Here is a 22,099-nt window from a genome sequence, read left to right on the forward strand (position 1 = left end):
ACCCGTCCCCGCGCAGAGGCTCGACCCGAGCCCGCTCCCGCCGCACCGACAGGAGAGTTGCCATGACGACGACCGCACCGCCCACCGCCGCGTGCACGCTGGAGATCGGCGGGATGACCTGCGCCTCCTGCGTCGGCCGGGTCGAGAAGGCCCTGAACCGGCTCGACGGCGTGACCGCCGCCGAGGTGAACCTGGCAACCGAGGTGGCGACCGTCCGCTTCGAGCCCGACCGGGTCGGCCTCGAGGAGCTGACCGCCGCGGTGACCCGCGCCGGCTACCGCGCGACGCCGCGGCGGGCGGCGCAGGAGCCGACCCCGTCCCCGGCCGAGGACGAGGGCCAGGACGAGCGGGACGTCGAGCTCGCCGTCCTGAAGCGGAAGTGGCAGGTCACCCTCGCCGTCGGGCTGGGCCTGATGGGCCTGATGTACGTGCCGCTCTACATCGACACCATGGACTGGCTGATGCCGGCGATCCTCGTCGTCGCCACCGTCGTCCAGTTCTGGGCCGGCCGCGAGATCTACGCCGCCGCCTGGACCGCGGCCCGGCACCGCTCGACGAACATGAACACCCTCGTCGCCCTCGGCACCGGGGTCGCCTACGCCTACAGCGCCTTCGTCACCCTGTGGCCGGCCGCCGCCGAGCGCTGGGGCCTGCCGCTGCACATCTACTTCGAGACGTCGCTGGTGATCCTCGCGCTGGTGCTCGCCGGCCGGTGGATGGAGGGCCGGGCGAAGAAGCGGACCGCGGCGGCCATCACCGCCCTGGTGGGGCTGGCGCCGAAGACGGCCCGCGTGGTGCGCGGCGGCGCGGAGGTCGACGTGCCGGTCGAGGACGTCGTCGTCGGCGACCTGGTCCGGGTGCGGCCCGGGGAGAAGGTGCCGGTGGACGGCGTGGTCACCGACGGGGCGACCGCCGTCGACGAGAGCATGCTGACCGGCGAGAGCCTGCCGGTGGACAAGACGGTGGGGGACACCGTCATCGGCGCCACCCTCAACCGGACCGGCTCCGTCGTCCTCCGCGCGACCGCGGTCGGCGCGGACACCGCGCTGGCGCAGATCGTCCGGCTCGTCGAGGACGCACAGGGCGCCAAGGTGCCGATGCAGCGGCTGGCCGACCGGGTCTCGGCCTGGTTCGTGCCCGCCGTGCTGGTCATGGCCGTGGCCACCTTCGCCGCGTGGGCGCTGCTCGGCCCCGACACCGGCCGGATGACCATGGCGATCGGCACCACCATCGCCGTGCTGATCATCGCCTGCCCGTGCGCGCTGGGTCTGGCCACGCCGACCGCGGTGATGGTCGGCACCGGCCGGGCCGCCGAGCTCGGGATCCTGGTCGGCAACGGGGACGCGCTGGAGACCGCCCGCCGGGTCACCGCCGTCGTGCTGGACAAGACCGGCACCCTCACCCGCGGCCGGCCCGCACTGACGTCGATCACGCCCGCGCCCGGCTGGGCGGAGGACGACGTCCTGGCCCTCGTGGCCGCGGCGGAGACGGGCAGCGAGCACCCCGTCGCCGAGGCGATCGTCGCGGCCGCCGCCGAGCGGGGGCTCGCGCTGCCCGCGCTGCAGGCCTTCGACGCCGTGCCGGGCCACGGCGTCGACGCCGCCGTCGGCGACCGGCACGTGCTCGTCGGCAACCGGGCGCTGATGACCGCCCGCGGCGTCGACGTGGCCGTCCTCGCCGGTACGGCGGACGTCGAGGCCGCCGCGGGCCGCACCGCCATGTTCGTCGCCGTCGACGGCCGGCCGGCCGCCGTCCTCGCCGTCGCCGACACCGTCCGGTCCGAATCCGCCGAGGCCGTCGCGCAGCTGCAGGCACTGGGCGTCGAGGTGTGGATGCTCACCGGCGACAACGCCGCCACGGCCCACGCGATCGCCACCCAGGTGGGCATCGAGCACGTCCTCGCCGAGGTGCTGCCCGCCGACAAGGCGGCGAAGATCCGCGAGCTCCAGGAACAGGGCCACGTGGTCGCCATGGCCGGCGACGGCATCAACGACGCCGCCGCCCTCTCGGCCGCCGACGTCGGCATCGCCGTCGGCACCGGCGCCGACGTCGCCATCGCCGCCTCCGACATCACGCTCGTCGGCGGCGACCTGCGCGGCATCGTCTCGGCCATCGCGCTCTCCCGGCGCACCGTGACCACCATGAAGCAGGGGCTGGCCTGGGCCTTCGGCTACAACCTGCTGCTGATCCCCGTCGCCGCCGGCGCCCTGTACTGGTGGGACGGGCTGCTGCTGGACCCGGTGCTGGCCAGCGCGGCCATGGCGATGAGCTCGGTCAGCGTGCTCACCAACGCCCTGCGGCTGCGCCGCTTCCGGCGCCCCGCCACGGTGGCCGAGATCCTGCACCCGCCGCTGCGCGCGCGGATCGGCCAGTACGCCCACCTCACCGCCGTCGCGGTGGTGGCCCTCGCCCTGGGCGCGGGGCTCACCGCGGTCAGCCGGATGGACTTCGCCGAGCGGGGCATGAACGGCACGCTGGCGTGGATGCAGGGGACCGGCATGCCGATGCGCCCGGCGATGAGCGTGATGATGACCGCCGAGGTGCCTCCGGTCGACGCAGCCGACGCCGGGGTCGACGTCCGCCTCGACGTGCCCGCGCAGGCCCGCCCCGGGGAGCCGACGCGAATCGTCGTCACCGTCGTCGACGCCGACTCCGGTGAGCCGATCGAGGACGTCGTCCGCAGCCACGAGGCGTGGATGCACCTCATCGCCACCCGCGAGGACCTCGGCACCTTCGCCCACGTGCACCCGCAGCCCACCGGCCGGCCGGGTCAGCTCGCCGTCGACCTCACCTTCCCGACCGCGGGCCGCTACGTCGTCAACACCGAGTTCCGCCGGCAGGGCGAGATGGGCGACGTCCACCAGCGGCAGGTCGTCACCGTGCACGGGGAGGCGCCCGCGCCCGTGGTCCTGACCGAGGGGCCGCGCACGGTGGTCCTGGACGGCGTCCGCGTGGAGCTGGAGGGCCGGGCCGAGGCCGGCGGACGCAGCGACCTGGACTTCTCCTTCACCGACGCCGTCACCGGGCGGCCGGTCGACGACCTGCAGCCCTACCTGGCCGCCGCCGGCCACGTGGTCGTCATGCGGGCCGACGGGCAGACCTTCGCCCACGAGCACGCCGAGGTCACCGACGACGCCGGTCGGCCGGTCTTCGCGGTGCCCGGCCGGGAGTTCGGGCCCGAGCTCGACGTGCACGCGGAGTTCCCGACCGCCGGCACCTATCGGCTGTGGGGACAGTTCCGGCTCGCCGACGGCTCGGTGATCACGGTGCCGTTCACGGTGCGGGCCCGGTGAGGCCCGTGCGCCCGGGAGCGGAGACGACGTTGCGCGTCCGCCGCGCGACTCCCGACGACGTCCCGGCCGCCGTCGACGTCCTCGCCGACGCCTTCACGGGCTACGCCTGGACCCGGTGGACCGTCGACGCGGACGACCACCGTCGACGGCTGGGCGAGCTGCACCGCCTCTACCTGCAGGCCGTCGCGCTGCCCCACGGGCACGTGGACCTCGGCGTGACGGGGGAGGGGCCGGTGGCAGTGGCCGTCTGGCTCGGCTCCTCGGCGGTGCCCGAGGAGGTGTGGGCGTCCGTCGGTCCGGCGGCCGCCGCCCTGGCCGGAAGCCGGGCGCCGGCCGCGGCCGCCGCCGACGCGGCACTGGCGCCCCACCGGGCGTCCGGCGAGCACGTCCTCCTGGCCAGCGTCGGGGTGGCGCGGGCACACCAGGGGAGGGGGCTCGGTGCGCGGTTGCTCGCGGCCGGCCTGGCCCGGGCGGACCGTGACCGTCTCCCGGTGCACCTGGAGACCAGCGCCGCCCGCAACCGGCGCCTCTACCGACAGCTCGGTTTCGAGGAGACGGGAGTCGTGGACCTGCCCGGGGGCGGTCCGCGGACCTGGTTGATGCGCCGGGATCCACACGTGGCTGCTGCGGCTCCGCTGTGACGGGCACGTCGGGTCAGGGCTCCGTCATGCGGCGGCCCGCGTCGCCAGCAGCCGCATGCGGAGGCGGTGCAGTCGCGGCATGAGCCCGTACATGACGATCGGTACCGCGAGTGTCGCGATGACGAACGTGCGCAGGACGACCGAGGTGCCCGAGAGCAGGCCGCTCAGGCCCAGGTTCAGGACGGTGAGCGTCGGCAGCACCGCCAGCCAGATCATCAGCGTCAACTGGTGCTTCGACGGCGGCGGAATGTGCGTCGTGGTTCGGGGTGTCGGGTCGGTGGTCATGTCGTGTTCCTCCTCTGTCATGACCGCGCCTTCGGCGGCGCGGAGGGTGTGATGACGCTGTGCGGCCGGGCGGCTCAGAACCCGTGCCGGCGGTGGCTGGGGACGGCGGCGGAGACGCGTGCTTCGGTCGCCGTGGAGAACACGTCGCGGACGACGAGGTGGCCGTCGGCTGCTCGCTCGACGTCCTCCTGCACCAGGTCGGCGTTGAGGGCGATCGCGGCTGCGTTGCCGGCGCCGGCAGAGGCGATGACCTGGGCGCGCGGGTCGACGAGGTTGCCGGCGGCCCAGACGCCGAAGACGCTGGTCCGTCCCGTGGCATCGACGACGACGTTGCCGCTCTCGTCGGTGTCGCACCCGAGCGCGCTGGGCAGGCCATCGGCCTGCGGGACGTTGCGCGGCCGGATGAAGACCGCGGTCCGGGCGATGACCCGACCGCCGGCCAGCTCGATCCCGGTCAGCCGGTCGGACTCGACGACGAGTCGGGTCACCTCTCCGTACACGACCTGGATGCCACGGGCCCGGAGCCGGTCGCGTTCACCGGCGGTCAGTGCGCTGGTGTGGGCGAAGAAGACCACGTCGTCGGACCACTGCCGGACCAGCAGCGCGTGCTCGACCGCGCCGGGCTGCGTGCCCAGGACGCCGATCGGCTGGTCGCGGACCTCCCAGCCGTGGCAGTACGGGCAGTGCAGCAGGTCCCGGCCCCATCGCTCGCGGGCTCCGGGGATGTCCGGCAGCTCGTCGCGGACCCCGGTCGCGAGCAGGATCCGACGAGCCCGGAGCACACGGCCGCCGGCCAGCCGGACGAAGAAGCCGGCGTCGATGCCGACCACCCGGCCCTCGACCAGCTCGACGCCGTAGCCGGACACCTCGGCCCGCCCGGCGGCCAGCAGCCCGGCCGGCGGCATCCCATCGCGGGACAGGAACCCCTGCATGTGCGCCGCCGGCGCGTTGCGGGGCGCTCCGGCGTCGACCACCGCCACCTGCCGCCGCGCACGGCCGAGCACGAGTGCCGCGCTCAGGCCGGCGGCTCCGCCGCCGACCACCACCACGTCATAGACCTTCGCCTCCATGGCGATCACCTCCGCCGCAGAGAGTTCGCCGGAGGCCGTGAGCGAGACAACGTTCGTTGCCGTTTCCGGGAACGACTGGTGGGGTGGGCCGCGTGCACGGGACGCCTATGGAAGCGTCGATCGCGGCCGCTCTGGCAGAGGTCGGTCCCCGGCTTCGACGAGCGAGGACGCAGCGCCAGGTCACCCTGACCGAGCTGGCCGCGGCGACCGGCATCTCGAAGAGCACCCTGTCCCGCCTGGAGTCGGGGCAGCGCAAGCCCAGCCTCGAGCTGCTGCTGCCGATCGCCGCGGTCCACCGGATCCCGCTGGACGAGCTGGTCGGGGCTCCCGAGCTCGGAGACCCCCGCGTGCGGCTGACCCCTCGGCGCCGCAACGGCCGTACCGTCGTCCCGCTCACCCGGCGGCCCGGCGGGATCCAGGCGTGGAAGACGGTCATCCCGCCCGACCCCGGGGAGCCCGAGCTCCGCAGCCACGAGGGCTACGAGTGGCTGTACGTCCTGGCCGGCCGGGTGCGGCTGATCCTGGCCGACGACGACATCACCCTGGCCCCCGGTGAGGCGGCCGAGTTCGACACCCGGGTGCCGCACTGGTTCGGACCCGCCGGGGACCAGCCGGTGGAGGTCCTCAGCCTGCTGGGGCAGCAGGGGGAGCGGATCCACGTGCGCGCCGCACCCCGTCGACGAGGCGACGGCTGACCCGCGCCGACTACGTCATGAGGGGATGCCGCTCCTCGCCATGTGCCGGTGGCGCCACCGGGAACCGGGGGCGCCACCGGATCACCATCCAGGTCACATCACATGGTGATGTGCGGTCACCATGTTGGTTCCTAGCGTCGCGACATCACCGGACATCCCGCCCGGCCCTGACGCCCAGGAATCCGACATGCCCATCGCCACGCATCGCCTCATCGGAGCCGCCGGCCTCTGCGCAGCAGCCGCCGGCGCCATCTTCATCGGCGTCCAGATCGACCACCCGCCGGTGGACCTCGCGAACATCGGAACGACCGAGATGCTGGTCCGGGAGACCGCGAAGGCACTCATGGCCGTTCTGGCGCTGGTCGGCTTCGCCGGGATGTTCCTCCGTCACCACCGCCGCTTCGGCATCCTCGGGCTGGCCGGCTACCTGCTGCTGACCGTCGGCTACCTCGCGCTGTTCGCTGTCCAGTGCATCGTCGCCTACGTCCTCCCGACGGTGGCGCGCTCGGACCCCGGCTACGTCCAGGACGTCCTCGATGCGGCCGTCGGTGGTAGCCCGACCGGGGACATCGGCCACATGCAGGACCTGCTGCTCGTCTCCGGCATCGGCTTCTCGCTCGGCGGCCTGCTCTTCGGCATCGCGCTGTTCCGTGCCGGCGTGCTGCCCCGATGGACGTCCGCGCTGTTCGCCTACGGCACCATCTCTGCGCTCGCGCTGTCGGTGCTGCCGGAGTCCTTCAACCGTCCGTTCGCGGTACCCACCGGCGTCGCGCTCGTCGGCTTGGGCATCTCGTTGTGGCGCGATCAGCGACGGCAGACCAGCGCCGTGGACGTGCCGACGACGGTACCGACGGCGCAGCCAGCGACCCGGTGAACCTCCCGGGGCGGAGCGGACCGGCACCGCCGGCGCGGGTCCGTGGGGCCCAGGTACCTCAGCCGCTGGTTGCCGGGCCCGCGGAGAAGGCGGCCAGCACGGCCTCGACGTTGGCGTCGACGTAGGCACCGGTGATGGGCTCCCGCGTGATCAGCAGTCGGGTCCAGACCGGCCCGATGAGCAGGTCGATCATCAGTTCCTGGTCCACCGTCGGATGCAGCTCCCCACGTGCGACCGCCAGCGCGAGCACCCTCCGATAGGCCTGCCGCCGGGTGTTGATGACGGTGTGCAACAGGTCGGCGATCTCCGGGTGGTGCCCCGTCTCGCGGAGCAGCCGGGGGACGAACTGCCCCCGCCCGCGCACGAAGGAGTCCACGGCGCCGTGCAGCAGCGCCCGCAGGTCGCCGCCGAGAGTGCCCGAATCGGGCACGTCGACGGTCTGCAGGGCCAGCCGCTGCACTCCTGCCGCAGCGACTGCGGCCTTCGACGGCCATCGGCGCAGGATCGTGGTCTTGGCGACGCCGCTGCGGGCGGCCAGCTCGTCGAGGGTCAGCCCGGCGTAGCCGTGGGAGCCGAGCAGGACGAGGACCTGTTCGAGGATCCGGTCGTCGAGCGCGGGATCCCGTGGGCGCCCCCGGCCCGATGGTGAGCTCACTCCGGTCATCCCCTCAGCCGCAACCCGCAGTAGCGGAACCGTACGAGGGGACGGAGTGCCGCACCATGCCGGCGAAGCGTGCGGAGGGCATTTACGCAACTGCCGGTTGTGTAGCTGCTGTGGGCAGGGCTACGGTTCGGCCTGTTGGCACAGGGTGCTCAGTGGCGCGTCCCTGCTGGAGCCGACGTCGCGTGGGGGTGCGGCGCATCCGTCGGTGGTCGGTGATGCAGTGCGCCGACGACGGTCGGTCCCGTGCTCCCGGCCGACGGGTGCGACCCCGGTGGCGCGACGCCGGAGATGCACCTGCGCGGCAGGGGGAGGAACCGTGGACTCGGTCGGGATGGGCCCCCTGCTCACGACCAAGCTGCACCGGCCCCGGCGGCGGCGCGGCCTCGTGCCCCGACCCCGGCTGGCCGAGCGGCTCGACCGGGGCAGGGACGCAACCCTGACGCTGGTCTCGGCGCCGGCGGGGTTCGGCAAGTCGACGGTGCTGACCGAGTGGCTGGCCGCCGCGGTGCCGGGGGGCCGGGCTGGGGCGTGGCTGTCACTGGACGCGCGGGACAACGACCCGGCGCTGTTCTGGAGCTACGTGGTGGCCGCGCTGCAGACAGCGGTGCCGGGGATCGGTGCGGCCGCGCTCGCCTCGCTGCGATCGCCGCACACGCCCGCGGACGCGGCTCTCGCGACCCTCGTCAACGAGCTCGCCGAGCTGCCGGGTGAGCTCGTCCTCGTCCTGGACGACTACCACGTCATCGACTCACCGCAGGTGCACGAGGGGTTGGCGTTCCTCGTGGAGCACCTGCCGACGCAGGTGCAGCTGGTGATCGCCGGGCGGGCCGACCCGCCCCTGCCGCTGGCACGGCTGCGGGGGCGCGGCGAGCTGGTCGAGGTGCGCGCCGCCGACCTGCGCTTCACCCCGGACGAGGTGGCCACCTACCTGACCGACGCGATGGGGCTGGCCCTGTCGGCGACCGACGTCGCTGTGCTGGACAGCCGGACCGAGGGCTGGATCGCCGCGCTGCAGCTGGCCGCGCTGTCGATGCAGGGCCGCGAGGACGCGACCGGTTTCGTTGCGGAGTTCGCCGGCGACGACCGGTACATCGTCGACTACCTGGTGGAGGAGGTCCTGCAGCGGCAACCGCAGGACGTCCGCACGTTCCTGCTGCAGACCTCTGTGCTCAGCCGTCTCACCGGCGCGCTGTGCGACGCCGTCGTGGGCAAGGACGGCGGTACGGCAGTGCTCGAGACCCTGGACCGGGCGAACCTGTTCCTGGTTCCGCTCGACGACCGCCGCCACTGGTACCGCTATCACCACCTCTTCGCCGACGTGCTGCAGGCGCGCCTGCTGGCCGAGCAGCCGGAACTCCTCGTCGAGCTGCACCGGAGGGCCAGTGCCTGGCACGCGGCCCACGGCGAGCCGTCGGAGGCCATCCGGCATGCGCTGGCCGGCGGGGATGCGGAGCGGGCCGCCGACCTGGTTGAGCTGGCCATGCCGGCGGCACGGCGCAACCGCCAGGAGACGACGCTGCGGCACTGGTTCAGGCAGCTGCCCGAGGCAGTGCTCCGAACTCGGCCGGTCCTGCGTGCGGGGTACGCCGGCGCGATCCTGGTCCACGGCGAGCTCGACGGCGTGGAGGAACACCTGCGCGACGCGGAACGCTGGCTGGAGCACCCCGGCCCGGACGTCGACGCCGCCGTGGTGCGTGCGGTGCGCAGCCAGGTCGCGGTCTACCGCGCCGCGCAGTCCCGGGTGACCGGCGATTCCGCCGGCGCGTCCACCCACGCCCGGCGGGTGCTCGACTTCGCCGCCCCCGACGATCATCTGGTGCGCGGAGCGGCCGCCGGACTGCTGGGGCTGACCCACTGGAGCGACGGGGACCTCGTCGCGGCGCACCGGTGGTGGAGCGAGGCGCACACCGAACTGGGGCAGGCCGGGCACCACTCCGACACGCTGGGTGTCGCGCTCGCGGTAGCCGACATCTCCATCGCGCGGGGCCGGCTCCGTGAGGCGGAGGCGGTCTACCGGCGAGGGCTGGCCACCGCGGCTGCCCATGCGCCGACGGTCCTCCGAGGTGCGGCCGACATGCACGTGGGGCTCAGCGAGCTGGCCCGCGAGGGCGACGACCTCGACAGCGCGCGCCGACACCTGGCGGCGAGCGCGGAGCTCGGGGAGCACGCCGGCCTGCCGCAGAACCGCCACCGCTCGCGGATCGCGATGGCACGGGTCCACCAGGCCGAGGGCGATCTCGACGGCGCTGTCGACCTGCTCGACGAGGCCGAGCGCCTCTACGACGGAGACATGTTCCCCGACGTGCGGCCGATCGCGGCGCTGCGCGCCCGCGTCCGGCTCGCGCAGGGGCGCATCGGCGAGGCATTGAGCTGGGTCCGCGAGCGCGGCCTCTCCAGCGGCGACCGCCTGTCGTACCTGCGCGAGTTCGAGCACGTCACGCTCGCCCGGACCTTGCTCGCGCAGCACGCGGCTACGGGGGACCAGCGCTGCGTGGCGGAGGCGAGGGCACTACTGCAACGGCTGCTGGACGAGGCGGAGCAGGGGGAGCGGACCGGGAGCGTCATCGAGATCGCCGTCCTCCTGGCGCGCGCGTGCCGAGCAGACGGCGATCTCTCCGGTGCGCTCGCCTCTCTGCGCCGTGCCCTGACGCTGGCCGAGCCCGAGGGCTACGTGCGCGTCTTCCTGGACGAGGGACCGGAGATGACCTCGCTCCTGGAGGTCCTCGCGACGCGGGAGGAGCCACATCCGCACGTCCGCCGGCTCCTGCACGCCGGTCTCGACCCGGTGCCCGCAGCTCCCGCGCAGCGGAGCCTGGTGGAACCGCTCAGTGCCCGTGAGCTGGACGTGCTGCGGTTGCTGGACACCGACCTCGACGGTCCCGCCATCGCCCGCCGGCTGTTCGTGTCGGTCAACACCGTCCGCACCCACACCAAGAACGTCTACGCCAAGCTCGAGGTGAACAACCGCCGCGCGGCGGTCCGCCGGGGCCGGGAACTGAACCTGCTGACTCCGGCCGGCGACCGCACCATTCCCACCGCCCCGTAGCGCGTCCCCCGGCGGCGGCTCGTCGCCCCCTGCTCGCTTCACCATCCGGATCACCACACATGGTGATCCGCGCTCACCACGCCGGTTCCTAGCTTCTCTGCCGTACCGAGCAGCCGCCGAGACGGCGACCGGGAACCTCCCGGCCGGTCCCGGCGAGGGGGTTCCTATGACGGAGAACCGGCACATCGGCCTCTCCGATGCAGGTCACTACGAGATCCGCATCGGGGGCCGTCTCGCGCCGCGCTGGGCTCCCTGGTTCGACGGCATGGACCTCACCGCCGCCGATGACGGCACCACCGTCCTGTCCGGCCCGGTCGCCGACCAGGCGGCGCTGCACGGCGTCCTGACGCGGATCCGTGACCTGGGCCTGGCCCTGGTCTCGGTCACCCGCCTCGACGCCCACTGACCTGTCCCCAACCGGCCCCACTGGAGCAGTCCCCACTCAGGAGTTCGCCATGACCACCACCACGACCACCACCACGACCACCACCATGACCGTCCCCGCGGTTCACCGGACAGTGCCCGACTCGATGCGCAGGACCGCGTTCCTCGCCGGGGCGCTGTACATCGTCACCTTCGCCGCCTCCATCCCCGCGGCGTTCTGGTTCCTGGCTCCGGTCCTCGACGATCCCGAGTACGTCCTCGGCGCAGGGGCCGACACACGCGTCATCACCGGCGGCCTGCTCGACATCGTCGTCGCCGTCGCCGGCATCGGCACTGCCGTCGTGCTGTTCCCCGTGCTCAAGCGGCAGAACCAGACCTTGGCGCTGGGATTCGTGACCTCCCGGCTGCTCGAGGCCGCGATCATCGCCATCGGCGTCGTGAGCCTTCTCGCCGTCGTGACGCTGCGACAGGACCTGGCCGGAGTGCCCGACGCCGACACCGGCTCCCTGTCCACCACGGCCGCAGGCCTCGTCGCGGTCCGCGACCTCACCTTCCACGCCGGCCCAGGCTTCATGGCCGCCGCGAACGCCCTCCTGCTCGGCACCCTCATGTACCGCTCGGGCCTGGTCCCGCGGCTCATCCCGCTGATGGGACTCGTCGGAGCGCCACTCCTCCTCGCCGCCAAGACGGCGACCATCTACGGCGTCAATGACGACACCACCGTCTGGTCGCTTGTCGCCCTGGCGCCGATCTTCTTCTGGGAGCTGTCGCTGGGCATCTACCTGGTCGTCAAGGGCTTCCGGCCCTCCGCCGTCGCTACCCTGCCGCCGGTCGGGACCGTCCGATGAGGGCCGCGGTCTACCGCCGGTTCGGTGGTCCGGACACCGTCGGGGTGGAGGACGTCCCGCGGCCGTCCCTCGGTGGGGACGACGTCCTCATCCGGGTGCGCGCGAGCACGGTCAGCGCCGCTGACCACCGTGCCCGCAGCCGCGAGGTGCCCCGCGGACTCGGTCTGCTCGCCGCGGCTGGGATCGGCGCTCTCCGTCCCAAGCACCGGGTGCTGGGCATGGACGTCGCCGGCGTCGTCGAGGCCGTCGGGGCGAATGTCACCCGCTTCGTCCCTGGCGACGAGGTGGTCGCGATGCCGGGTCCGGCGTTCGGCGGGCACGCCGAGTACGCCCGGATCCGGTCCGTCGGCGCGGTCGCCCGCAAACCCCGGAACATGACGTTCGAGGACGCCGTCACCCTCGTCTTCGGCGGCCTCACCGCCCGCCGCTTCCTGCAGCAAGCGCACCTCGTCCCCGGTGCCACGGTGCTGGTGAACGGCGCATCCGGCGCGGTCGGCACCGCGGCCGTGCAACTGGCCGCGCACGCCGGTGCGTACGTGACCGCCGTGTGCAGCGGGCCCAACCGGGACCTGGTCGTCTCCCTGGGCGCCGACCGCGTGATCGACCACACGACCGAGGACTTCACCGCCGATCCCGCCACCTACGACGTGATCGTGGACTGCGTCGGGAACGCCCCGTACGAGCGCGTCCGGCACCTGCTGCGGCCCGGCGGCGCGCTCCTGCTCGTCATCGCCGACCTGCCCGCGATCCTGCGCGCACCCATCCGCAGCCGGCGCACCGGCCACCGGATCACCACCGACGGCGGGACGCCCACCGCGGACGACCTGGCCTTCCTCGTCGCCCTCGCCGAGGCAGGCGGCTACCGGGCGGTCCGGGACCGCACCTTCGACCTGGCCGACGTCGCCGAGGCCCACCGCTACGTCGACACCGGCCGCAAGCGCGGCAACGTCGTCCTCCGCATCGCCGCCGACGAGCCGGAGCGCGCGGGCGAGCCCATCGAGACCCATCGGAAGGCAGCGTCATGATCGAGGCACACGAGCTCACCAAGCGCTACGGCGACAAGGCGGCCGTGGACGGCATCAGCTTCACCATCGCCCCCGGCTCGGTCACCGGCTTCCTCGGGCCCAACGGGGCCGGCAAGTCGACCACCATGCGGATGATCATGGGACTGGACCGGCCGACGGCGGGCACCGTCACCATCAACGGCAAGCCCTACGCCGAGCACCGCGCCCCGCTCAGCGAGGTGGGGGCCCTGCTGGACGCCAAGGCCGTGCATCCCGGCCGCAGTGCCCGCTCGCACCTGCGCACGATGGCGGTCACGCACAAGATCCCGTCCTCCCGGGTCGACGAGGTCATCGAGATGACCGGCCTGGCTCCGGTCGCCGGCAAGCGGGTCGGCGGGTTCTCCCTCGGCATGGGCCAGCGCCTGGGCATCGCCTCGGCGATGCTCGGCGACCCGCGGACGCTCATCCTCGACGAGCCGGTCAACGGACTGGACCCCGAGGGCGTGCAGTGGGTGCGCCGGCTGGTGCGCTCTCTGGCCGACGAGGGACGGACGGTGTTCCTGTCCTCGCACCTGATGAGCGAGATGGCGCAGACAGCCGACCAGCTGCTGGTCATCGGCCGCGGCCGGATCATCGCCGCCGGCCCGGTGCAGCAGGTCATCGACTCCGTCTCCGCCGCGGCGGTCCGGGTGCGCACGCCCCGGGCGGCCGAGCTCGCCGAGCTCGTCCGAGGCGACGACGTCGTCGTCACCGCCCCCGAGCCCGGGACGCTCGAGCTGCGCGGCGTCGACGCCGAGACCATCGGTGAGACCGCGTTCGCCGCCGGGATCGTGCTGCACGAGCTGAGCCCGCGCAGCGCCACCCTCGAAGAGGCCTACATGAGCCTCACCCAGGACGCCGTCGAGTACCGCTCCGACGCCGCCCTCTCCAGCGTCACCGCTGCCACGCCTTCCACCGCCATGCCTGCCGCTGCCGAGGAGACGAATCGATGAGCACCACCCTCGCCGCCCCTGACGCCGTCGCCGCCGTTCCGCCGACTGCGCATGCACCGGCCCTGCCGGCCCGCCTGACCTTCACCGGCGTACTACGCGCGGAGTGGATCAAGCTGCTGTCCCTGCGGTCCACCTGGTGGGTGCTCACGGCGACCGTGGTGCTGATCGTCGGCGTCTCCCTGGCCGTGGCGTTCTCCCTCGACGCCGTCGCCACAGATCCCGCGACGGCGGCCGCGACGGCCGCGTTGACCGGCGCCGAGGTGGTGTCCGGCGGCTTCCAGCTCGGCATGCTGACCATCGCGGTGCTCGGCACGCTGCTGATCACCGGCGAGTACTCGACCGGCATGATCCGCTCGACCCTGGCCGCGGTACCCCTGGCGGTCCACCTCGAGGGCGCCCGCCTGCTGGCCCGGGCCGGTCAGGCGGCGCCCGAGCTCGTGACCGCCGTCGACAGCGCCCACGAGCTGGCCCGGGCCGGTCTCTCCGAGGCCCGGCGGGCCGTGGCCACGCTGCGGGGCGACGAGCTGCCGGGGCCGGAGCTGGTGCCGCAGCTGGTCGAGGAACACCGCCGGTCCGGCGGCAGCTGCACGCTGACAGTCAGCGGGGCTCCCGTGCCGTTGGGTCCCGAGGCGCGGCTGGCCGTGTACCGCACCGTGCAGGAAGGGCTGAGCAACGTCCGCAAGCACGCGCCGGACGCGATGGCCGAGGTGACCATCCGATGGGCGAGCACCGAGGTGGTCGTCGTCGTCCAGGACCACGGCGGTACGCCGGCCCGAGAGCCCGCGTCCGGCTCGACCGGGTACGGCCTGACCGGCATCGCCGAACGGGCGGAGTTGCTGGGTGGACGGTTCCGTGCCACGCACGGCACGAACGGCTTCCGCGTCGAGCTCACCGTCCCGGTGGCCTCGTGACGGTTCGCGTCCTCGTCGTCGACGACCAGCGGGTGGTGCGCGACGGGTTGGCCATGCTGCTGGGGCTGCTCCCCGGCATCGACGTGGTCGGCAGTGCCGAGGACGGCGAGCAGGCGCTCGACGCCGTGGACCGACTCCGTCCCGACGTGGTCCTGATGGACCTGCGCATGCCGCGCATGGACGGGATCGAGGCAACCCGGCGCATCCGCGCGGGACACCCCGCCGTGGCGGTCCTGGCACTGACCACCTACGCCGATGACGAGTCCGTGGTGGGTGCCCTGCGCGCCGGCGCCCGCGGCTACCTGACCAAGGACGCGGGGGCGGACGAGATCGCGCGGGCGATCACGGCGGTTGTCTCCGGGCAGATGGTCCTGGACGCCGCCGCGCAGCTGCGGGTCGTCGAGAACCTCGGTGGTCAACCGGCTGGCATCGAGACGGCGGCCGGTCGAACCCTGCCCGACGACCTCACCCGACGCGAGGCGGAGGTGCTGGGCCTCATCGCCGAGGGCCTGTCCAACGCCGAGATCGCCGCGCGGCTCGTCGTCAGCGAGGCCACCGTGAAGACGCACGTCAACCACATCTTCGCCAAGACCGGTGCCCGCGACCGCGCCCAGGCCGTCGCCTACGCCTATCGCACGGGGCTCGCGCCCCGCTGAGATCGCTGTGCGTCCGCGCTCCGTCCTTCGAGGAGGGCCCTTGGGGCTTCGACCGACGGCCCTCATGGGGCCCGAGGTCTCTGTTCGGCGCCCCTCGTCGCGGGGCACCGTGTCAGGCCTCGACGGCTGGGATGGGGGAGGAGAAGGCATGCACGTGTCGGTGTTCGAGTACCGGCTCACCGGGATCACCGCGGAGGCGTGGGCCGCAGCGTGCGCCGAGCAGCTCGCTCCGGCGTTCGCGGCGGTGCCCGGTCTGCTGAGCAAGATCTGGCTGAGGTCGCCGGACGGTCAGTTCGGCGGGGTGTACCTGTGGGATGACGAGGCAGGTTATCGGGCGTTCCTCGCCGGCGACCTCGGCGCTGCCCTGGCCGCGCACCCGCACATCACTGGCCTGACCATGCGGGACTGGCCGGTGGACGAGGCCCCGACCGCGGTCACGATGGGCCGGCTCCAGCCGGCCTGACGGGCGCCCCGCTCCAGCCTCGACCCAGGCCGGCCGACGCGTCCGCGTGACGTGCGAACCGCAGGACCTGCCGGGTACCCCGGGGAACCCGCTCGCCCGGGTCGAGGCCCCGCGCCGCGACATGGGCCGAGCCCGGCCCGAGGGGCGTGAGCCGGCGGCTGACCGGGTCCCGCGGCGGTGTACGTGGGTCGGGGTCACGTCGCGGGAGACGAGACGGCCATCAGGTCGTCGATCACACCTGCTGCTGGCTGGACGGCGGTGACCGAGCCGACGCCCATCCCTGCGTACAGCGCCATGGCCCCCACGTCCCCGTCGACGGCGGTGATCGGTGGCAGGCCGGCCCCGCGCGGGAGCGCCACCTGCCGGCCGCCCGTCTTCACCGTTCCCACCACGTCGGAGTCCGAGGACGCGACTCGTTCGACGGCGCTGCGCAGGACCCGGTGCCGTGGGCGGGAGACGCAGAGGGGGCAGTCTCGGGCGAACGCGTCGCTGACGACGGTGCAGTCGCCGGCAGCATCGACGAGTGCCTGCTTGTACGCGGGGTGTGCGGCGGACTCGGACGCCGTGACGAACCGCGTGCCGACCCTCGCTCCGTCCGCTCCGGCGGCCACCACCGCCGCGAAGCTGCGGGCGTCGGCGACGCCGCCGGCGGCGAGCACCGGGGTCGGCACCGCGTCGAGGACCTGCCGCAGCAGGGGCAGCAGTGCCCGGTCACCCCGGAGGTGGCCGCCGGCTTCGCGGCCCTGTGCGATGACCAGGTCGCAGCCGGCGTCCGCAGCAGCGCGCGCTTCCTCCACGGACCCGACCTGCCAGCTGACCAGTGCCCCCGACCGGTGGACGAGCTCCACCAGACGCGGCGAGGGGTGGAACCAGAAGAAGTCGACCACCTGCACCCGCTCCGCGGCGGCGACGAGGGCGTCCTCGTCGGTGTCCTCGAGGAGGACGTTGACCGAGAGCACGCCCCTCGTGCGACGCCGCATGTCGTCCAGGCGGCGGACGAGGACCTCGGTCGGCACCCCGAGCGCGGAGACGGTGCCGACACCGCCCGCGTCCGCGACCGCGACCGCCAGGTCCGACGACGCCACCGCCCCCAGGGGCGCCTGCTGGATGGGGACCGAACAGCCGACCAGCTCCGTGAAGCATGTCTGCACGACGGTGCCTCCCCGCGGTCGGCCGCGACCAGGACACGGTTCCGCCAGGAGGACGTGCGGTCACGTGCCGCCGTCCCCGCGGGCCACGTGCCCCCGGGGGATGCCGGCGGCGACGGGCGAGCTCGCCGGCTCGAGAAAGGGAAGAGCCCCCACGGTCGCTGACCACGGGGGCTCTCTGCTGTGTCCGAGGGGGGACTTGAACCCCCACGCCCGATAAAGGGCACTAGCACCTCAAGCTAGCGCGTCTGCCATTCCGCCACCCGGACGAGTGCGGGACCAGACTACAAGACGCCCGCCGGGCGTCGACGCACCCCTGCGCCTTCCGCTGACCGTTGTGTCGGCCCTAGCCTCCGCAGCGGTCCTGCGCGGTCGGAGGTGGTCGGTGACGACGACGGAGCCGCGGCCGCTGGCCGTCCGTGTCCGCGCCGTGGTGGCGCTCGGCCTGGGCGTCGCCGCCGGGGCGGCGGCCATCACGGTCCTCTCGCTGCTCATGCGGTCGGTCACCGCCATCGGCGGCTCGTGTGCCGACGGCGGCCCGTACGTCTCCGCCCAGCCGTGCCCCGACGGCACCGGGACGGCGGTGCTCCTGGTGCTCGCCCTCGCGCTGGTGTGCGTGATCGGCACCCTCTACGGCAGCTCGGTGCTCGGCGCCCCGGGCGTGCTGTGGCTGGGCTGGCCGGCGCTGTTCCTGACCCTCGGCTGGAACTTCCTCGAGGACGGCTTCGACCCGCCCGACGGCTCCGGCGGCGTCATCGGCGGCTTCGTCTTCTGCGGTCTGCTCTTCGTGGCGATGGGCGCCGCGCCGCTGCTGCTCGCGCTCTCGCTGCTCACGGACCGTCGGAGGGCGCGCCGGAGGCAGGCCGGCCCGCCGCCGGTCGTCGTCCACCACCCGCACCTCGGGGAGCCGGAGGAGCCGAGGCAGCGACGGCAGCCGACGTCGGCACCGGCCGCCGACGACCTCCCCGGCGGCGACGCCCCGTACGCCGACGACCCGCGCGCCTCGGCCATGTCGATCGCCGGCCGGCTCGAGCGCCTGGCGGCCCTGCACGCCTCCGGTGAGCTGACCGACGAGGAGTACCGGCTGGCCAAGGCGGCCACCCTGCGCGAGGAGGTGACGGGGTGACCCCGCCCGAGCGCCCGAGCACCTGGCCGTGGTGGGTCTTCTACCTGCTCGCGGCAGTGGTGGGCGTGCTCGGGGGGAACGCGCTGTTCACCTGGGTCACGACCTGACCGGCCCGTCCCCGGCGCCTACGCTCGCCGGGTGGACGCCGAGCCGAACGACCGCGTGCCGAACGCCCCGCTGAGCCGCGCCCAGGACGAGGTCGCCGAGCTGCTCAGCGACCTCATCCGGATCGACACCACCAACACCGGCGACACCGCCACCGGCAAGGGGGAGCGGGCCGCCGCCGAGCACGTCGCCGGCCTGCTCGACGAGGTCGGCATCGGGTCGGAGGTCTACGAGTCCGAGCGCGGGCGGGCCAGCCTGGTCGCCCGCATCCCCGGCACCGACAGCAGCCGCCCGCCGCTGCTGGTGCACGGCCACCTCGACGTCGTCCCCGCCGACCCGGCCGAGTGGAGCGTCCACCCGTTCTCCGGCGAGGTGCGCGACGGCTACGTCTGGGGCCGGGGTGCGGTCGACATGAAGGACATGGACGCGATGGTGCTCGCGCTGGTCCGGGACTGGGCCCGCACCGGCGTCCGTCCCGAGCGTGACATCGTGCTTGCCTTCCTCGCCGACGAGGAGGCCGGCGGCACCCTCGGCGCCCGCTGGATCGTCGACGAGCACCCCGACCTGTTCGCCGACTGCACCGAGGCGATCAGCGAGGTCGGCGGCTTCAGCATCACCGTCCGCGACGACCTGCGCCTCTACCTGGTGCAGACCGCGGAGAAGGGCCTGGCCTGGATGCGGCTCACCGCGTCCGGCCGCCCCGGGCACGGCTCGTTCGTGCACGACGACAACGCCGTCACCCGGCTGTGCCAGGCCGTGGCGCGGATCGGCTCCACCCGGCTGCCCACCGTCCTGACGCCGCCGATGCGCGCCTTCCTCGACGCGGTCAGCGACGCCTACGGGATCGAGATCGACCCCGACGAGCCCGAGCAGGCCCTGGCGAGGCTGGGCAGCATCAGCCGGATGATCGGCGCGGCGCTGCGCAACACCGCCAACCCCACGATGCTCGACGCCGGCTACAAGACCAACGTCATCCCCGGCACCGCGAGCGCCACCGTCGACGGCCGCTTCCTGCACGGTCAGGAGGAGGAGTTCGAGCGCCAGCTGGCGAGCCTGATCGGCGAGGGGGTCCAGCGCGAGTGGATCGTCCACGACCAGGCGGTGGAGACGACGTTCGACGGCCCCGTCGTCGACGCCATGGTCGCCGCGCTGCGGAGCGAGGACGACGGCGCCCGCCCGGTGCCGTTCACGATGAGCGGCGGCACCGACGCCAAGAGCTTCGAGCGCCTGGGCATCCGCTGCTTCGGCTTCTCCCCGCTGCGGCTGCCCCCGGAGCTGGACTTCGCCGCGCTGTTCCACGGCATCGACGAGCGGGTGCCGGTGGAGTCGCTGCGCTTCGGCATCCGGGTGCTGGACCGGTTCCTGCGCTCGGCCTGAGCGGGTGGTGTGATGCCGGGGTGACCACTCCTGCGCCCGGTTCCGTCGCACTGATCACCGGGGGGACCGGCGGCTTCGGCCGGGCCCTCGCCACGAAGCTGCGCGAGCGGGAGGTGACCGCCGTCCTCGCCGACCTCGACAGCGAGCGCAACCGGTCGGTCGCCGCCGACCTCGGCTGCCCGTTCGTCGCCCTCGACGTCACCGACCGCGCCGCCAACGAGGCCGTCGTCGCGCAGGTCGAGGCCGAGCACGGCCGCCTCGACGCCGCCTACCTCAACGCCGGCATCTCCGCCGCCAAGAGCGACGACGCCCTCGACCTCGACGAGTTCATGCGGGTCGTGGAGATCGACCTGTTCGGCGTCGTCTACGGCGTGCAGGCCGCGCGGCCGGCGATCGCCCGGGCCGGCGGGGGAGCGATCGTGGTGACGGCGTCGCTGGCCGGGCTCTCGCCGATGGCCACCGACCCCGGCTACAGCGTGGCCAAGGGCGGGGCCATCGCCTTCGTCCGGTCGATGGCCCCGCGCCTGGCCCGCGAGGGCACCCGGATCTCCGCCATCTGCCCCGGCTTCGCCGACACCGCGATCATCGACCGGATCCGGCACGAGTTCACCGCCGCCGGCTTCCCCGTGCTCACCGCCGAGGAGGTCGCCGACGCCATGGTGATGGCCTGGGCCGAGGGCGAGCCCGGCGCGGCCTACGTGGTCCAGCCCGGTGTGGGGGTCGTGAACTACAGGTTCAAGGGCGTGCCGGCGGCCCGGACCGAGGCCGGCGAGGCCGCGGTCGTCCCGGAGGCGCTGCGCCCGAAGGACATGCGCTAGCCGGGACGACGGCGCAGCCGCTCAGGACGGCCGGCCGGGCGGGGCGCCGTCCCCGCCGGGCGCGGCGCCGCCGCCGGTCGGCTCGGTGGTGGTGTCGACCCCGACGGCCAGCCGCACCGTGTAGCCGCCGGACGCGCTGCCGGTGACGGCCGCGAGCTGGCTCGCGCCGCCGTCGTCGCCGAACACGTTGTCGCCGGTCAGGCTGACCCGGGAGAGGTTGCCCACCGACGCCTCGTAGCCGGCGGTCGCGTAGACGGTCTCGCAGACGTCCTGCGGCAGCGCGACCTGCGAGGTGGCGATCGCGCTCGTCGAGTCGGCGATCGACGCCTGGTCCGGGTAGACCTCGAAGTGGACGTGCGGCCACCGCCCGTCGTAGCAGGCGGGCCAGATGCTGGTGAAGGTGACCCGCCCGTCGCTGCCGGCGACCTGCACGCCGCGCAGGAAGTTCTGGTCGGTGACGCCCGCGGAGTACAGCGAGTAGCCGCCCTCCCGGGTGCAGTGCCACACGTAGACGGCGACGCCCTCGAACGGCACCCCGCCGTTCGCGAGGTCGCTGATGGTCAGCTCGAGCGTCATCGGCACGCCCTCGGCGGTGCCGCTGTACTCACCGAAGCTCTCGCGGATGTCGCTGCGCACGATCCCGGACTGCTCGAGGACGTCGGGCCCGTTGGAGCCGTCGCCCGGGTAGGGGCCGGCCGTCTCGTCGGGGATCTCGCCGGTCACGGCCGCCGTCGTCCCGCCCGCACCCGCCGACGACGACGAGGAGGAGGACGAGGAGGACGTCGCGCTCGCCGCGCCGCCGTCCCCACCGCAGGCGGCCAGGCCGAGGGTGGCGGCGCCGACGCCGAGGAGCCCGAGCAGGCGGCGGCGGCTCATCAGCGTGCCGACGTCGAAGCCCAGCCCCTGGTCGACGAGCTCCTCGCCGGGGCGGGGCAGCGGGCGGCCCTCGAAGGTGGGACCGGGGGAGGACGGGTGGCTCACGGGGACTCCTGGGGACGCGGTGTGCTGTCCCGTCCACCGTCGGTGACCGGCCAGGGCGCGCCCTGGGACGTCCCTGTGGATCCGCTGGGAGCCGCGCCGTCCCCGCGCGGTCAGTCCACCCGCGGCTCCCGGCAGGCGAACAGCACCGCCGGCGGCACGTTCCACGGCGACATGCGCAGCCGCACCGCGGCGAAGCGGCGGCGCAGCTCCTTGAGGATCAGCGGCGAGTACTGGATCACCAGCACCGCGCCGCCGGGCGCGACGATCCGCGGCAGCACGTCCAGGATGCGCCGGCGCAGGTCCGGCGCGAACGACGTGTAGGGGAGCGCCGAGACGACGATGTCGGCCTGCCGGCCGTCGAGGTGCTCGTCGAGGTTCTCGGCGGAGTCGCAGACCACGTGCAGGCGCGGGTCGCGGTAGCGGCCGGCCAGCAGCTCGGCCAGCTGCGGGTCGATCTCCACGGCGACCAGCTCCGCCTCCGGGCCGAGGCGGGCCAGCAGCTCGCCGGTCTGCACGCCGGTGCCGGCGCCGAGCTCGACCACGAGCTTGGCGTCGGGCACGTCGCCGAGGTCGAGCATGTCCCGCACCGCCCAGCGGGAGGTGGGCAGGATCGCGCCCACCTGGCGGGGGTTGGCCAGGAAGGCGCGCAGGAACTTGAGGCGGTCGTCGAGGTGCTGGTTCACGGGGGTCCTCCACCCGGGCCGGGGTCCGGGCGGGT

21 protein-coding genes and 1 tRNA gene are annotated in these 22,099 nt (G+C 73.9%); 15 read left to right on the forward strand and 7 right to left on the reverse strand.

Features of this window, described 5'->3' with window-relative positions:
- Positions 1–62 precede the first annotated feature (62 nt).
- Positions 63–3,293, forward strand: coding sequence for a heavy metal translocating P-type ATPase (locus ACI8AX_RS07240; protein ID WP_456549114.1), 3,231 nt, complete (start codon positions 63–65; stop codon positions 3,291–3,293).
- Entirely contained in the window at positions 3,290–3,934 is a 645-nt protein-coding gene (locus ACI8AX_RS07245) for a GNAT family N-acetyltransferase (RefSeq protein ID WP_456549115.1), read from the forward strand. The genes ACI8AX_RS07240 and ACI8AX_RS07245 overlap by 4 nt, the downstream gene beginning before the upstream one ends.
- Before the next feature lie 24 nt (positions 3,935–3,958).
- On the opposite strand, the gene ACI8AX_RS07250 is transcribed toward ACI8AX_RS07245, so the two are convergent.
- Both ACI8AX_RS07250 and ACI8AX_RS07255 read right to left on the reverse strand, forming a co-directional pair.
- Entirely contained in the window at positions 3,959–4,219 is a 261-nt protein-coding gene (locus ACI8AX_RS07250; RefSeq protein ID WP_456549116.1) for a hypothetical protein, read from the reverse strand.
- Between the two features lie 74 nt (positions 4,220–4,293).
- On the reverse strand, positions 4,294–5,289 hold the full coding sequence (locus ACI8AX_RS07255) for an NAD(P)/FAD-dependent oxidoreductase (protein ID WP_456549117.1): 996 nt from the start codon (positions 5,287–5,289) through the stop codon (positions 4,294–4,296).
- 107 nt (positions 5,290–5,396) lie between these two features.
- Between ACI8AX_RS07255 and ACI8AX_RS07260 the strand changes: the two genes are divergently transcribed.
- Both ACI8AX_RS07260 and ACI8AX_RS07265 read left to right on the forward strand, forming a co-directional pair.
- Entirely contained in the window at positions 5,397–5,984 is a 588-nt protein-coding gene (locus tag ACI8AX_RS07260; protein ID WP_456549118.1) for a helix-turn-helix domain-containing protein, read from the forward strand.
- A 187-nt stretch (positions 5,985–6,171) separates the two neighbouring features.
- On the forward strand, positions 6,172–6,858 hold the full coding sequence (locus ACI8AX_RS07265) for a hypothetical protein (RefSeq protein WP_456549119.1): 687 nt from the start codon (positions 6,172–6,174) through the stop codon (positions 6,856–6,858).
- 58 nt (positions 6,859–6,916) lie between these two features.
- Here ACI8AX_RS07265 and ACI8AX_RS07270 read toward each other — a convergent pair whose 3' ends face one another.
- Entirely contained in the window at positions 6,917–7,513 is a 597-nt protein-coding gene (locus ACI8AX_RS07270) for a TetR/AcrR family transcriptional regulator (RefSeq protein ID WP_456549120.1), read from the reverse strand.
- A 325-nt stretch (positions 7,514–7,838) separates the two neighbouring features.
- Here ACI8AX_RS07270 and ACI8AX_RS07275 point away from each other — a divergent pair, with 325 nt between their 5' ends.
- From ACI8AX_RS07275 to ACI8AX_RS07310, 8 genes are all read left to right on the forward strand, one after another.
- The gene (locus ACI8AX_RS07275; protein WP_456549121.1) at positions 7,839–10,568 is read left to right on the forward strand and encodes a LuxR C-terminal-related transcriptional regulator; all 2,730 of its coding nucleotides are present in this window, start codon (positions 7,839–7,841) and stop codon (positions 10,566–10,568) included.
- A gap of 166 nt (positions 10,569–10,734) precedes the next feature.
- Positions 10,735–10,974 carry a hypothetical protein gene (locus ACI8AX_RS07280; protein ID WP_456549122.1) on the forward strand — a complete coding sequence of 80 codons (240 nt, stop codon included), beginning with the start codon at positions 10,735–10,737 and terminating at the stop codon, positions 10,972–10,974.
- Between the two features lie 49 nt (positions 10,975–11,023).
- Positions 11,024–11,800, forward strand: coding sequence for a DUF4386 domain-containing protein (locus ACI8AX_RS07285; protein WP_456549123.1), 777 nt, complete (start codon positions 11,024–11,026; stop codon positions 11,798–11,800).
- The gene (locus ACI8AX_RS07290; RefSeq protein ID WP_456549124.1) at positions 11,797–12,825 is read left to right on the forward strand and encodes an NAD(P)-dependent alcohol dehydrogenase; all 1,029 of its coding nucleotides are present in this window, start codon (positions 11,797–11,799) and stop codon (positions 12,823–12,825) included. The genes ACI8AX_RS07285 and ACI8AX_RS07290 overlap by 4 nt, the downstream gene beginning before the upstream one ends.
- Positions 12,822–13,796 (forward strand): ABC transporter ATP-binding protein, encoded by a 975-nt coding sequence (locus ACI8AX_RS07295; RefSeq protein ID WP_456549125.1) that lies wholly within the window; start codon positions 12,822–12,824, stop codon positions 13,794–13,796. The genes ACI8AX_RS07290 and ACI8AX_RS07295 overlap by 4 nt, the downstream gene beginning before the upstream one ends.
- The gene (locus ACI8AX_RS07300) at positions 13,793–14,707 is read left to right on the forward strand and encodes a sensor histidine kinase (protein WP_456549126.1); all 915 of its coding nucleotides are present in this window, start codon (positions 13,793–13,795) and stop codon (positions 14,705–14,707) included. The genes ACI8AX_RS07295 and ACI8AX_RS07300 overlap by 4 nt, the downstream gene beginning before the upstream one ends.
- The gene (locus ACI8AX_RS07305) at positions 14,704–15,363 is read left to right on the forward strand and encodes a response regulator (RefSeq protein ID WP_456549127.1); all 660 of its coding nucleotides are present in this window, start codon (positions 14,704–14,706) and stop codon (positions 15,361–15,363) included. Before ACI8AX_RS07300 ends, ACI8AX_RS07305 begins: the two co-directional genes overlap by 4 nt.
- Before the next feature lie 148 nt (positions 15,364–15,511).
- Positions 15,512–15,826 carry a YdhR family protein gene (locus ACI8AX_RS07310; RefSeq protein ID WP_456549128.1) on the forward strand — a complete coding sequence of 105 codons (315 nt, stop codon included), beginning with the start codon at positions 15,512–15,514 and terminating at the stop codon, positions 15,824–15,826.
- Positions 15,827–16,020: 194 nt separating this feature from the next.
- On the opposite strand, the gene ACI8AX_RS07315 is transcribed toward ACI8AX_RS07310, so the two are convergent.
- Together ACI8AX_RS07315 and ACI8AX_RS07320 are read right to left on the reverse strand one after the other, a co-directional pair.
- Positions 16,021–16,977: an NAD(P)H-dependent flavin oxidoreductase gene (locus ACI8AX_RS07315; protein ID WP_456549129.1), complete on the reverse strand. Its 957-nt coding sequence runs from the start codon at positions 16,975–16,977 to the stop codon at positions 16,021–16,023.
- 181 nt (positions 16,978–17,158) lie between these two features.
- Positions 17,159–17,243 (reverse strand) — tRNA-Leu (locus tag ACI8AX_RS07320).
- A gap of 116 nt (positions 17,244–17,359) precedes the next feature.
- Here ACI8AX_RS07320 and ACI8AX_RS07325 point away from each other — a divergent pair.
- The 3 genes from ACI8AX_RS07325 (at position 17,360) to ACI8AX_RS07335 (ending at position 20,400) form a co-directional block, all read left to right on the forward strand.
- Positions 17,360–18,100, forward strand: a complete 741-nt coding sequence (locus tag ACI8AX_RS07325; protein ID WP_456549130.1) for an SHOCT domain-containing protein — start codon at positions 17,360–17,362, stop codon at positions 18,098–18,100.
- 138 nt (positions 18,101–18,238) lie between these two features.
- A complete protein-coding gene (locus ACI8AX_RS07330) occupies positions 18,239–19,582 on the forward strand; it encodes a M20/M25/M40 family metallo-hydrolase (protein WP_456549131.1) in 1,344 nt (447 codons plus the stop codon).
- Positions 19,583–19,602: 20 nt separating this feature from the next.
- Entirely contained in the window at positions 19,603–20,400 is a 798-nt protein-coding gene (locus ACI8AX_RS07335; RefSeq protein WP_456549132.1) for an SDR family oxidoreductase, read from the forward strand.
- Positions 20,401–20,421: 21 nt separating this feature from the next.
- Here ACI8AX_RS07335 and ACI8AX_RS07340 read toward each other — a convergent pair whose 3' ends face one another.
- Together ACI8AX_RS07340 and ACI8AX_RS07345 are read right to left on the reverse strand one after the other, a co-directional pair.
- The gene (locus ACI8AX_RS07340; RefSeq protein ID WP_456549133.1) at positions 20,422–21,381 is read right to left on the reverse strand and encodes an intradiol ring-cleavage dioxygenase; all 960 of its coding nucleotides are present in this window, start codon (positions 21,379–21,381) and stop codon (positions 20,422–20,424) included.
- 110 nt (positions 21,382–21,491) lie between these two features.
- Complete coding sequence (locus ACI8AX_RS07345) at positions 21,492–22,064, reverse strand: class I SAM-dependent methyltransferase (RefSeq protein WP_456549134.1); 573 nt, start codon at positions 22,062–22,064, stop codon at positions 21,492–21,494.
- Positions 22,065–22,099: the final 35 nt, after the last annotated feature.

It is taken from the genome of Blastococcus sp. SYSU D00813 (genome assembly GCF_054050735.1).